We start from the raw sequence: 12,178 nt of genomic DNA, 5'->3' as shown, positions 1-12,178 counted from the left end.
CGCCCGGCGGTGCCGTCGGCGCTGCCCGGTTGGATGCCCCGTCGAACGCCCGATCAACGCGTGTCGGCGATGGTCGACAATGGTGGGGTGACACACGCCAACCCGGCGGCAACCCCGCCGGAGACCGACGCGCGCCCCGGCGCGGGCCTGGTGATCTTCGACCATCGCCGACACGCGTTGATCGGGCGTTCGACGGGGCATCCAACCGGGCAGCGCCGACGGCACCGCCGGGCGCGCGCGGGACCCCGCCCGCCGCCCGGCGACCGACACGCCAGTAAACGCTCCCGGCATTTGCTGCGCGCCGCCGTGTCCCACGTTATGCTCCGTTCGCCACGGGACTTTCCCGACTCTTTCCGACGGCCGCCGCGTGCCCATACGCGGGAGCCGGGCGGCTCGAATACGACTCGAAGGGTGTCACTGCATGCGCCGATTCACAGCCGCAATCGTCGTCGCCGCATCGGCAGCGGTGGTTGCTGCCTGCGGCGGCGGCAACCACGGTGGGCCCTCCTCGTCGGCCACGACGACCACGTCCACCAAGCCGCCCATCGCGCAGCCCGCACTGGCGGGCCTGCTGTTGACGCCGGCCGAGATCGACACCCTGTTCGGGGTGACCGGGACGAAGAGCAAGGTGACCGTCGACAAGCTCCAAGACGACGTCGCCAAGCAGGCGACCGGCCCGGGAGCCGTGAAACTGCCCGACGAATGCGACTACATCCTGGGGCCCGCCGAGGCGCCGGTCTACGCCAACAGCGGCAACACCGCCGTCAGCGGCGACGACGACACCACCTCGCTGGGCAACGACCAGGACGTCGAGGTGGGGCAGGCGTTGGTGCTGTTCCCCTCGGCCAAGGAGGCCAGCGACTTCTTCAACGCCTCCGCGCAGCGCTGGCCGGCCTGCGCCAGCCGGCAGATCGACCAGCCCGCCACCGCGGACGGCCCCGAATCGTCGTGGAAGGTCGGTCCGTTCGCCAACAGCAACGGGACCCTCAGTGTCACGCCGTCGGTCAGCATCGGCGGGCCGACGCCGATGACCATCAGCGCCCAGCGCGCGCTGACCGTCCGCAACAACGTGATCGTCGACGTCGTCGCGGTGCGCAAAGACCCCGCGGATTTCGCCGTCAAGGTGGCGAATCAGATCGCCGACAAGGTCGCCAAGCAGTAACCGCGCGTGGGGCCCGGGCTGGTCCGCACGGCGTCCGCCCGACGGGCACTAGTGTTTCTCGGATGGCGAGTCTGAACCTGAGCCCGCCGACGGCCCGCTACCACGGTGACGAGGCCGTCGCGCCCGGCATGCTCGACTTCGCCGTCAACGTCCGGCACGGCGAGCCGCCGCAGTGGTTGCTGCAGCGGCTGGGGGAGCGGCTTTCGGACCTGGCGCGCTATCCGAGCGCCGACGACGTGAACCGGGCCCGCGACGCGGTGGCGGCCCGGCACGGCCGCGAGCGCGAGGAGGTGCTACCGCTGGCCGGCGCGGCCGAAGGGTTCGCCTTGCTGGCCAACCTGCGCCCGTCGCGTGCCGCGGTGCTCGCGCCCGCCTTCACCGAGCCGGCGGCCGCCTTGACCGCGGCCGGGGTGCCGGTGCACCACGTGGTCCTGGCGCCGCCGTTCGGCTTGGGCGGCGCCGCGGTCCCCGACGACGCCGACCTGGTGGTGGTGGGCAACCCGACAAACCCCACCTCGGTGCTGCACACGCGCGAGCAGCTCCTCGCCTTACGCCGGCCCGGCCGGATCCTCGTGGTCGACGAGGCGTTCGCCGACGCCATCCCCGGCGAGCCACACAGCGTGGCCGGCGAATCGCTGCCCGACGTGCTGGTGTTGCGCAGCCTGACCAAGACCTGGGCGCTCGCCGGGTTGCGGGTGGGGTACGCGCTGGGCGCGCCGGAACTGTTGGCGCGGGTGACCGCTCAGCGTGCGCACTGGCCGGTGGGGACGCTGCAACTGACGGCGATCGCGGCCTGCTGCGCGCGCGAGGCCGTGGCCGAGGCGGCGGCCGGGGCGGCGCGGTTGGCCGAACTGCGCGCCGAGATGGTGTCCGGCCTCCACTCGGTGGGCGTCGACGTGACCGACGGCCGGGCCCCCTTCGTGTTGTTCCGCACACCCGGCGCCGTGCGGATTCGGGAACGCCTGCGCGACAGGGGGATTGCCGTGCGCCGCTGCGACACCTTCGTCGGGTTGGACGAGCGGTATCTGCGGGTCGCGGTGCGCCGTGAGTGGCCGCTGCTCATCCGGGCGATCTCGGAGATCACCGGTGAGGGCCGCCGGTGAGCGCCCGCCTGGCCGACGTGATCGCCGCGCTGGACGAGGCGTACCCGCCTTGGCTCGCGGAGTCGTGGGATTCGGTGGGCCTGGTCTGCGGCGACCCCGACGACGTGCTGGAATCGGTGACCGTCGCGGTCGACGCGACGCCGGCCGTCGTCGACGAGGTCCCCGAGCGTTCCCTGCTGTTGGCGCATCACCCGTTGTTGTTGCGCGGCGTCGACACCGTCGCGGCCAACACGCCCAAGGGCGCCCTGGTGCACCGCCTGATCCGCTCCGGGCGTTCGCTGTTCACCGCCCACACCAACGCCGACTCGGCCTCGCCGGGTGTGTCGGACGCGCTGGCCCGCGCGCTCGGGCTGACGGTCGAGGCCGCGCTCGAGCCGCGCCCGGCGCCGACCGGGCTGGACAAGTGGGTGATCTACGTGCCCGCCGAGAACTCGGAAGCGGTGCAGGCCGCGGTGTTCGAGGCGGGTGCCGGCCAGATCGGCGACTACTCGCACTGCAGCTGGAGCGTGGGCGGCATCGGGCAGTTCCTGCCGCACGAGGGCGCGTCCCCGGCGGTGGGCAGCGTCGGCGCCGTCGAGCGGCTGGCCGAGGACCGGTTCGAGGTGGTGGCGCCGGCGCGGCTGCGGTCCGCCGTGCTGGCGGCGATGCGCGCCGCCCATCCGTACGAGGAGCCGGCGTTCGACGTCTTCGCGATGGCGCCGCTGCCCAGCGATGCCGGGCTCGGCCGCATCGGCACCCTGCAGCACCCGGAGCCGTTGCGCGACTTCGTCTTTCGTGTCAGCACCGCGTTGCCGGCGACGGCGTGGGGTGTGCGGGCGACGGGCGACCCGGACCTGTCGGTGTCACGGGTCGCCGTGTGCGGCGGTGCCGGGGATTCGCTGCTGACCGCCGCGGCGGAAGCCGGGGTGCAGGCCTACGTCACGGCCGACCTGCGCCACCACCCCGCCGACGAGCACGCCCGGTCGTCGAACGTGGCCCTGATCGACGTGGCGCACTGGGCCACCGAATTCCCGTGGTGCGAACAGGCCGCCGAGCTGCTGCGGTCCCGGTTCGGCGCGGCGCTGCCGGTGCGGGTGTGTACCCTACGCACCGACCCGTGGACCATGGGTCAGTCAGCTAACGACACCGGGGGTGGTCGGTCATGAAAGCCGAAGTCGCACAGCAGCGTTCACTCCTGGAATTGTCCAAGCTGGATGCCGAATTGGCGCGCCTCACGCACCGGTCCACCCACCTGCCCGAGCAGGCCGCCTACGACAGCGTCCAGCAGGAATACACCACCGCGGGCGACCGGTTGGGCGCGGTGCGGATCGCGCTGGAGGACGTCGACGCCGAGGTGTCGCGCTTCGAGTCCGAGATCGACTCGGTGCGCCAGCGTGAGGATCGCGACCGGGCGCTGCTGCAGGGCGGGGCGGTCGACGCGAAGCAACTCGCGGACTTGCAGCACGAACTGGACACGCTGCAGCGGCGCCAGGCCAGTCTGGAGGATGCGCTGCTCGAGGTCATGGAGCGTCGTGAGGAGCTGCAATCCCAGGTGACCGCCGGGCAGGCGGAGGTGGAGGCGCTGCAGGCGCAGGTGGTCGCGGCGCGGCAGGCGGTCGATGCCGCGATCGCCGACCTCGGCGAGGCCCGCCAATCTCACGCGGCGCGGCGTGAATCGCTCAGTGCTGCCCTGGATCCGGCGCTGGCGGCCCTGTACGAACGCCAGCGCGCCGGCGGCGGCCCGGGCGCGGCGCCGCTGCAGGGTCGCCGGTGCGGGGCCTGCCGGCTCGAGATCGACCGCGGCGAGATGTCCCGCATCTCGGCCGCCCCCGAGGACGAGGTGGTGCGCTGCCCGGAGTGCGGCGCAATCTTGCTGCGCGTCAAGGGGATCGACCAGTGAAGGTGGTCATCGAAGCCGACGGCGGCTCGCGGGGCAACCCGGGACCCGCCGGCTACGGCGCGGTGGTGTGGACGGCCGACCGCGCCGCGGTGTTGGCCGAGAACAAGCAGGCCATCGGCCGCGCCACCAACAACGTTGCCGAATACCGCGGCCTGATCGCGGGTTTGGACGACGCGCTGCGGCTGGGCGCGACCGAGGCCGCGGTGTATCTGGACTCGAAGTTGTTGGTGGAACAGATGTCCGGGCGCTGGAAGGTCAAACACCCCGACCTGATCGAGCTGAACGCCCAGGCTCGACGGCTGGCGTCGCGGTTCGACCGGATCACCTATAGCTGGATTCCGCGGGAACGCAACTCGCACGCCGACCGGTTGGCCAACGAGGCCATGGACGCCGCCGCCGACGACCCGGTGGAACAGCCCGCGGCGCCCGCCGCCGAACCCGAACGGGCAGCCCCCGCCGCGCAGTCGCCGGGCTGGACCGGTGCCCGCGGCACCCCGACCAGGCTGTTGCTGCTACGGCACGGGCAGACCGCGTTGTCGGTGGAGCGCCGCTATTCGGGCCGCGGCAACCCCGCGCTCACCGAGATCGGCCGGCGGCAGGCCGACGCCGCGGCGCGGTATCTGGGGCAGCGCGGCGGCATCGCGGCGGTGTTGTCTTCCCCGCTGCAGCGGGCCTACGACACCGCGACCGCCGCCGCCAAGGCGCTGGGGTTGGACGTGACCGTAGACGACGACCTCATCGAAACCGACTTCGGGGCCTGGGAGGGGCTGACCTTCACCGAGGCCGCCGCCCACGACCCGGAGCTGCACCGCCGCTGGCTGCGCGACACCGGCACCGCGCCCCCCGACGGGGAGAGCTTCGACGCGGTGGCGGACCGGGTGACGGGCGTGCGCGAACGGATCGTCGCCGCACACCAGGGCAGCACCGTGCTGGTCGTCTCGCACGTGACGCCGATCAAGATGCTGCTGCGTCAGGCGCTCGACGCCGGGCCCGGCATCCTGTACCGGCTGCACCTCGACCTCGCGTCGCTGAGCATCGCGGAATTCTATTCCGATGGTGCGTCTTCGGTGCGGTTGGTGAACCAGACGGCATACCTCTAGCTCGCCGACGAGAACTCTCACAGCCGGGTGTGTAGGTGTGTAGACCCTGCCCGTCTCAACTGTGCAGGTGCAGCCGTTCACCGTGCGGCCCGAAGATCACGATGGCCTCCACCGGCCCGTCCACCGCGCCGAACCAGTGCGGCGTCCACGTCGAGAACTCGACGGCCTGGCCGGGTTCGATGGTGAAGTCGCGGTCCCCGAGGACCAGTCGCAGCCGACCGGACAACACGTACATCCAATCCTGTCCTTCGTGCACCGGCAGCTCGGCGGGCGGAGTGCGGCGCCGGGCGCTGACGCGAATCTTGAAGGCGTGCAGTCCACCCGCCGGGCCCTGGCGGGTCAGCGGCCAATACGTGCCGCCGTGATGGCTGTGCGCCGCGCCGCGCACCCGCGGGTCGGGCGGCTGCGCGGCCTGCAGCAACTCGTCGGTGCTGACGGAGAGCGCCCGCGCCAGTCGCGGGAGGTGATCGAGCGCAAGCCGTCGTTTCCCGGATTCGAGCCGGCTCAGCGTCGAGACGTCGATCCCGGCGCGCTCGCCCACCTCCTGCAGGGTGAGGCCGCGTTGCGTGCGCAGCTCCCGCAGCCGCCGCCGTACCAGGGAGTCGATGTCGCCGCTGTTTGCCTCCATGGCAAATTATCTTGGCAACGGATCGTGTTCTCCGCAAGCTAGGGGGCATGGACAGTTCGGAAGTCAAAACCCATGAAGCGGAGCCCTTTTGGGAGGAGCGCTACCGGTCCGCCGACCGGGTGTGGAGCGGGCGGGTCAATCCGCGATTGGCCGAGGTGGTCACCGGCCTGGACCCCGGGCGGGCCCTCGACCTGGGTTGCGGCGAGGGCGCGGACGCGCTCTGGCTGGCCGAGCGCGGCTGGCACGTCGTCGCGGTCGACGTCTCGGCTACCGCGCTGCGCCGTGCCGCCGAGACCGCCGCACAGCGAAACCTGACCGGCCGCATCGACTTTCAGCGCCACGACCTCAACGAAACCTTCCCCGCCGGCGCTTTCGACCTGGTGTCGGCGCAGTACCTGCACTCACCGGCGCGCCTGGAGCGCGACGGGGTGCTGCGCAGGGCGGTCGACCGCGTGGCCGCGGGCGGGCTGCTGCTGATCGTCGACCACGGCGCGGCGCCGGCGGGCGCACCTCACCACGAGTTCCCCGGTATCGACGAGGTGATCGCGGCGCTGCGCCTGGACGGCGCCTCCTGGACGCGGGTGCGCGCCGACGCGGTGGATCGGGAGGCGGTGGTCAACGGCGAGACCGTCGTCGTGCCCGACAATGTCATCGCGCTGCGCCGCGACCGCTGATCGCTACGCCGCGTCGTGGAAGATCAACCCGAGGGCGTAGCGCTCCCCGGAGCGGACCACCGACACACCGTGGCGCACTGGTGCGGCCGACCACCCGCGCGCCGAGACCACCGGGCGTTCGCGGGTGGTGAAGACGTAGCCATGCCCTTGCGGCAATTGCGTTGCCATTCCCCGTGATTGGGCCCGCAGCCGTTGCTCGACCAGCAGGAACTCGCCGCCGGTGTAGTCGGTCGCCGGGTCGCTGAGGTTGATCACCACCTGCAGGGGGAAGACCAGTTCGCCGTAGAGGTCGCGGTGCAGCGCGTTCCAGTCGCCCGCGCCGTACTTCAGCATCAGTGCGGTGGACCGCACCTGGCCGGCGGCGTGGCAGGCCGCCAGCCAGTCGTCGAGGTCGTCGGGCCATGGCGCCGCACGCCCGAGCCTGTCCCACCAGTCCCTGGCGATCGGCAGCAACCGGGGATACAGGGCCTGTTTGAGCTGTTGGATCGGTTCGGGATAGGGGGAGTGGAAGTAGCGGTATTGCCCCGAGCCGTAGCGTTTGGGCGCCATGTCGACGGTCGAGCGGAACAGGCCGTCGTCGGTGTAGAGCGTGCGCAGCCGGGCCGCTTCGCGCGGGGTGATCAGTTGCGGCAGCAACGCCCCGCCCAGGTCGTCGATTTCGCCGGCGACGGCGTCCCAGTCGCCGGCGTCGACGCGCTTCTGCCATCGGTCCACCCGATCCACCCTAGAGCGGCGCGCGCGATCGTTGCTGGCCCCAGGGTCCGGCGGGTAGTAGCGTGATTCGTCGCGGACGAGTTGGCCGGGCGGCCGCGGGCCGTCGCGTGGCGGTTCGAGGAAAGTCCGGACTTCACAGAGCAGGGTGATTGCTAACGGCAATCCGAGGTGACTCGCGGGAAAGTGCCACAGAAAACAGACCGCCACCGCTCGCGGTGGTAAGGGTGAAACGGTGCGGTAAGAGCGCACCAGCATCCCGGGTGACCGGGATGGCTCGGCAAACCCCACCCGAAGCAAGGCCAAGAAGGCCGCACCGCACGTGCGGCCGCGCAGGCGTTCGAGGGTTGCTCGCCCGAGCCTGCGGGTAGGCCGCTCGAGGCACCCGGCGACGGAGTGCCCAGATGGATGGTCGCCGCCGCGTCGCCGTTCGCGGCGGCGCGGAACAGAATCCGGCTTACAGGCCAGCTCGTCCGCCCTCAGGCCTTGTGCACCGCTTTGGCGAGTTTGCGCAGCGCGTCGTCGAGTTCGCGGCGGCGGGCGTCGGCCAGGTCGGCCTCGCGTTGATACAGCAGGCCGTAGGTGAAGGTGTCCTCGCCGGCACCGTGCGCGGCCTCGGCCTCCTGGCTCAGGTGCTCGCGGCTGACCACGCTGTCCTGATGATCGCCGAGCAGCGACTGCACGGCCTTGGCCTGTTCGGACACCTTGCCCGCGCCGGTGGCCGCAGCCGTGTAGCGAAGCCGCTTGGCGCGTTTACGAATTCGGTGGATGGCCTCGTCGCGCTCGTGCTGGTCGTCCGGATGCTCCTCGTCGACCCGGGCGGCGGCCTTGGTGGCCTTGCGGATCTTCTTGTACGCGGCGTCGATGGTGATCGGCGGCGCCTCCTCGCCGGCGACGCCGCCGGGCGGTTGGGCCACGATCTCGTCGAGCGCGTCCAACAGCCGGAAATACCGCTGCGACCGCATCGCGATCAACGACCGGCGCCACCCCGTCTGGTAACGGCGGCGGGCACCCCCGACGAGCCGCTCCCAGATCGGTCCCCGCACCAACTCCGGTGCCAGGCCGTTCAATTGGCGTTCGTAGCGCTCCGCGAGCACCTCGGCGTCGCGCGCCACCCCCAGGATGGCGGCGAGCTCCCGCAGCTCGTCCAGCGCCCAGCCGTCGTCGGGCAGGCCGTAGGCGTCCTGGTAGTCACGCAGCAGGCTGCGCAACTTGCGGGTGGTGACCCGCATCTGATGGATGGAGTCGTAGGCGTCGGCGCGCACGGCGCGGTCCCACACCAACAGCTCGCGCACCTGCTCGGCCACTGCGCGCTGCAACGGGTTGTCCGATGCCGGCGCGGCCGCCGTGGGCGCGGCGGTGGTGCCCAACACCCGGGCCAGCTTGGAGCCGTGCCCGGCGGGGGCGGCGCCCGCGTCGAGCAGCCGGTTGCTCAGCCGGTCCAGCAGCGCGGTGTCGGGGTCGCCGTCGGACTCCACCAGCTCCAACTCCCACTCGCGCCACTCCTGCTGGGTGGGCTCGAGGTCGGAGTCCTCGGTGGTGCGCGCCGACCAGGCGGTGACGTGGTCGTTGCTGAACTCGGCCAGCGGGGCGCCGTCCGCGCCGTAGAGCACCTGGTTCTCGCGCAGCGTAGTGATGCGCGCGACCGGCTGCAGGGGGCGGTCGCGAACGATCGCTAGCACGACGTCGGCAAGCTCGTCGGGCACCGAATCGTCCCCGCCGGGGCCCGACGCGTCCAGCGGAGCCCGCACCTCGGTGCGGGCCTCGGGGCCCGCGGGCAACTTCAGGTGCCACCCCGCGTCGTGGCCGCCGGTGCGGCGGCGCAGCGTGATCTTGTTGCGCGCCAGGTCTTCCCCGGGCGTGTCGAAGTACGTCGCGTCCAAGTGCTCCGCCGGCAACTTCTCCACGCGGGCGACCGCGGCAATGCCCTCGAAGGAGGGCGAGACGGTCGATTCGACGACGTCGAACTTGCGCTCAACCTCGAGGTGGCGCGAGGTTCGCGGCGCTTTTGCAGGCATGGGATCTCCGTTGCGGGCGCGTCGCCGCGGCCATGAACGTCGGGGGGTCGGGAAGGGCTCCCATAGCCTGCCACACCGAAGTGACGGGGCCGCCGCACCGTTGCGCGCGGCGCCGCAGGTGTCAGCCGGGCGGCGGCGCGGTGAGGTACATCGCCAGGTCGCCCAGCTGCAGCACCGTCTCCATCTCGGCGTCCCGGTAGGGCCGGCCGTCGGGCAACAACAGGTCGTGGAACCAGTCCTTGGGCATCGCGGGATCGGGATGCTCCCAGGAGTCCCACGGGAAGTACGTCTGCGTCTTCCCCGCGACCAGGCCCCAGTTGAATGCGCCGACGTTGGCGCGCTTGGCGATCGGCAAGATGTCGCCCACGGTGCTGCCCAACGGGCGGGCCATGTACTCGGTGCAGATGATCGGGCGGCCCAGCGGCGTCAGCTCGGCGATGCGGTTCTGGAAATCGGCGGGCCTGCCGTAGCAGTGGAACGTGAGGATGTCGGAGTTGTCCAGCTGGATCCCGCTGATGACGCTGCGGCGGCCGGGGTCGGCCCACTCGCCCTGCCATACGCCGCTGGTCAACGGCTGTCGGGGGTCGACGGCCCTGGCCCACCCGAAGACCTGCGGCAGCAGGTCCGCGACTAGGTCCAGCTTGTCCTTGCGTTCCACCGACGCGTAGTACTCCGAGGGGTTGTCGGGCTCGTTCCACAGGTCCCATCCCAAAATGCGGTCGTCGCCGCGGAATTGGGTGAGGACGCCGGTGACGTAGGCGCGCAGGGTGGGCAGGTAATCGCGGTCGTCCAGCCGCGCCGCGCCCGGGCTCTGCACCCATCCGGAGTTGTGCACGCCGGGCCGCGGCGGGCGTTGCGGGCCGGCCTGCGGGAACGGGTCCCAGCACGAGTCGAACAGCACGGGCAGTGGCTTGATGCCGTGGCGTGCGGCGATATCGACGAACTGCGCCAGGCGGGCCGAAAAGCCTCGGCTGTCGGACGCCCACAACAGGTCGTGCAGGAACACCCGGATCGCGTTCAGGCCGTTGGCGCGGGCCCACCCCAGCTCGGTCTCGATGCGCCCGGGGTCGAAGGTGTCGGGCTGGAACATCTCCAGTTGGTTGATGGCGCTGGAGGTGATGTAGTTGGCGCCGACGAGCCAGCCCTGCGTCTCATACCAGCGGTTGGCGCGCTCGGGCGACCACCTGCTGGATTGCGGCGAGGTGTGCGGTGGTTCGGCGGCCGCGCGCGGAGCTCGCGCCATGGCAGTGCCTCCTGCCAGCAGCAGCGGCAACATCAGCGCCGTCCGACGGCGCATCGAGTCGCCAGAAATCCCCCGGTCGATATGCCCACCCTGCTCTCGGAGTCCGGCCGCATCCGAGTTCGATCGTACAGCGCTGGCCCGCAACGGGTTTCAGGTGGTCGGCGTGTCGGCGCGACACGGCCGACGGTGGGTCAGAAGCAGTGCTCCTCGGCGGGGAACGACCCTTCGGCCACCTCTTGCGCGTACTGCGACGCGGCCCGGCGCAGTTGTTCGCCGACGTCGGCGAACCGCTTGACGAAGCGGGCGGTCTTGCCGCCGCTCATGCCGGCCATGTCCTGCCACACCAGGACCTGCGCGTCGCAGTTGGGGCCGGCGCCGATGCCGATCGTCGGGATGGTCAGCTTGCCGGTGATCTGGGTGGCCAGCTCGGCGGGCACCATCTCCATGACGACCGAGAAGGCGCCGGCCTCCGCGACGGCGATCGCGTCGGCGATGGTCTGCTCCGCGGCGTCGCCCCGGCCCTGCACCCGGAAGCCGCCGAGGCTGTTGACGCTCTGCGGGGTGAAGCCGATGTGCGCCATCACGGGGATGCCGGCCGCGCTCAGGCAGGCGATCTGCTCGGCCACCCGCTCGCCGCCTTCGAGTTTGACGGCGTGCGCGCCACCTTCCTTCATGAAGCGGGTGGCGGCGGCCAGCGCGGCGGCGGGCCCGGCCTCGTAGCTGCCGAACGGCAGGTCCGCGACCACCAGGGCGTGCGGCGCGCCGCGGACCACGCCGCGCACCAGCGGGATCAGCTCGTCGATCGAGACGGGCACGGTGGTGTCGTAGCCGTACACCACGTTGGCCGCCGAATCGCCGACGAGCAGCACCGGGATGCCGGCCTCGTCGAAGATCCGGGCGGTCGAATAGTCGTAGGCCGTGAGCATGGCCCACTTGTGGCCCTCGGCCTTCATCTTGTGCAGATGATGGGTGCGAATCTTGGTGCGCGGCTGGGCTTGCGCCGCCGGTGCACCGTAAACGTTGAGCTCAGACATCGTTGTCCCTTGCGGTGGTCGTTTCGATCCTCGTGGCCCTGGCTCTCGCGCCCGTCGGGTCCCCGGGTTCGGCTGACCGGTCCATTCTGCCACCTCTGCCGCGCGGGTGCACCGGCGCCTCGGTGTGACACATACCATGCCTGGAATGCAGCGACTCAGCGGACTCGACGCCAGCTTCCTCTACCTGGAGAGCCCGTCGCAGCCCATGCACGTGTGCTCGATCGTCGAGTTGGACACCTCGACCATGCCCGGCGGATACAGCTTCGACCGGCTGCGCGAGGCGCTGTCGGCGCGCATCCGCGCCATCCCGGAGTTCCGCGAGAAGCTCGCGGACAGTCCGCTCAACCTCGACCACCCCGTCTGGGTGGACGACGAGGGTTTCGATCTGGACCGCCACCTGCACCGCATCGCGGTGCCCGCCCCGGGCGGGCGCGCCGAGCTGTCGGAGATCTGCGGCCACATCGCCCAGGAGCCGCTGGAGCGTCGCTGGCCGTTGTGGGAGATGTGGGTGATCGAGGGCGTCGCGGGCACCGACTGCCGCCGCGCCGACGGCCGGGTCCGGGGCGGGGGCGTCGGCCTCGGTGCCGCACAGCCTGGACATGAGGCTGGCGCCGGTGACGCCGTCG

12 protein-coding genes and 1 other RNA gene are annotated in these 12,178 nt (G+C 71.5%); 8 read left to right on the top strand and 5 right to left on the bottom strand.

The annotated features are described in order from the left end of the window. Positions 1–421 precede the first annotated feature (421 nt). From A5700_RS13375 to A5700_RS13355, 5 genes are all read left to right on the top strand, one after another. On the top strand, positions 422–1,162 hold the full coding sequence (locus tag A5700_RS13375) for a sensor domain-containing protein (RefSeq protein ID WP_068070112.1): 741 nt from the start codon (positions 422–424) through the stop codon (positions 1,160–1,162). Between the two features lie 62 nt (positions 1,163–1,224). Beyond that, the gene (gene cobC, locus A5700_RS13370; protein ID WP_068070111.1) at positions 1,225–2,265 is read left to right on the top strand and encodes an Rv2231c family pyridoxal phosphate-dependent protein CobC; all 1,041 of its coding nucleotides are present in this window, start codon (positions 1,225–1,227) and stop codon (positions 2,263–2,265) included. Beyond that, positions 2,262–3,410 carry a Nif3-like dinuclear metal center hexameric protein gene (locus A5700_RS13365; protein WP_068070110.1) on the top strand — a complete coding sequence of 383 codons (1,149 nt, stop codon included), beginning with the start codon at positions 2,262–2,264 and terminating at the stop codon, positions 3,408–3,410. The genes cobC and A5700_RS13365 overlap by 4 nt, the downstream gene beginning before the upstream one ends. Continuing rightward, positions 3,407–4,144 carry a zinc ribbon domain-containing protein gene (locus tag A5700_RS13360; protein WP_068070108.1) on the top strand — a complete coding sequence of 246 codons (738 nt, stop codon included), beginning with the start codon at positions 3,407–3,409 and terminating at the stop codon, positions 4,142–4,144. The genes A5700_RS13365 and A5700_RS13360 overlap by 4 nt, the downstream gene beginning before the upstream one ends. Beyond that, positions 4,141–5,244 (top strand): bifunctional RNase H/acid phosphatase, encoded by a 1,104-nt coding sequence (locus tag A5700_RS13355; protein WP_068070105.1) that lies wholly within the window; start codon positions 4,141–4,143, stop codon positions 5,242–5,244. The genes A5700_RS13360 and A5700_RS13355 overlap by 4 nt, the downstream gene beginning before the upstream one ends. Before the next feature lie 55 nt (positions 5,245–5,299). Here A5700_RS13355 and A5700_RS13350 read toward each other — a convergent pair whose 3' ends face one another. Next, complete coding sequence (locus A5700_RS13350) at positions 5,300–5,872, bottom strand: helix-turn-helix domain-containing protein (protein WP_068070103.1); 573 nt, start codon at positions 5,870–5,872, stop codon at positions 5,300–5,302. A 47-nt stretch (positions 5,873–5,919) separates the two neighbouring features. On the opposite strand from A5700_RS13350, the gene A5700_RS13345 reads away from it, so the two are divergent. Continuing rightward, on the top strand, positions 5,920–6,546 hold the full coding sequence (locus A5700_RS13345) for a bifunctional 2-polyprenyl-6-hydroxyphenol methylase/3-demethylubiquinol 3-O-methyltransferase UbiG (RefSeq protein WP_068070101.1): 627 nt from the start codon (positions 5,920–5,922) through the stop codon (positions 6,544–6,546). Positions 6,547–6,549: 3 nt separating this feature from the next. Here A5700_RS13345 and A5700_RS13340 read toward each other — a convergent pair whose 3' ends face one another. Next, positions 6,550–7,260 (bottom strand): 2OG-Fe(II) oxygenase, encoded by a 711-nt coding sequence (locus A5700_RS13340; protein WP_068070099.1) that lies wholly within the window; start codon positions 7,258–7,260, stop codon positions 6,550–6,552. 77 nt (positions 7,261–7,337) lie between these two features. Here A5700_RS13340 and rnpB point away from each other — a divergent pair. Continuing rightward, positions 7,338–7,733, top strand: an RNA gene (gene rnpB, locus A5700_RS13335) — RNase P RNA component class A. A gap of 3 nt (positions 7,734–7,736) precedes the next feature. Here rnpB and A5700_RS13330 read toward each other — a convergent pair. From A5700_RS13330 to panB, 3 genes are all read right to left on the bottom strand, one after another. Next, positions 7,737–9,275 (bottom strand): CYTH and CHAD domain-containing protein, encoded by a 1,539-nt coding sequence (locus tag A5700_RS13330; protein WP_068070097.1) that lies wholly within the window; start codon positions 9,273–9,275, stop codon positions 7,737–7,739. Positions 9,276–9,396: 121 nt separating this feature from the next. Further along, entirely contained in the window at positions 9,397–10,572 is a 1,176-nt protein-coding gene (locus A5700_RS13325) for a 1,4-beta-xylanase (protein WP_068070095.1), read from the bottom strand. Between the two features lie 137 nt (positions 10,573–10,709). Further along, complete coding sequence (gene panB / locus A5700_RS13320) at positions 10,710–11,552, bottom strand: 3-methyl-2-oxobutanoate hydroxymethyltransferase (protein WP_068070092.1); 843 nt, start codon at positions 11,550–11,552, stop codon at positions 10,710–10,712. 145 nt (positions 11,553–11,697) lie between these two features. On the opposite strand from panB, the gene A5700_RS13315 reads away from it, so the two are divergent. After that, positions 11,698–12,178 (top strand): wax ester/triacylglycerol synthase domain-containing protein (locus tag A5700_RS13315; protein WP_304440516.1); only part of this gene is annotated, 481 nt, incomplete at its 3' end.

It is taken from the genome of Mycobacterium sp. E1214, from assembly GCF_001666755.1.
Classification (GTDB): Bacteria; Actinomycetota; Actinomycetes; order Mycobacteriales; family Mycobacteriaceae; genus Mycobacterium.
Note: the sequence above shows the minus strand (reverse complement) of the source record. Positions and strands in the feature narration are given on the sequence as shown.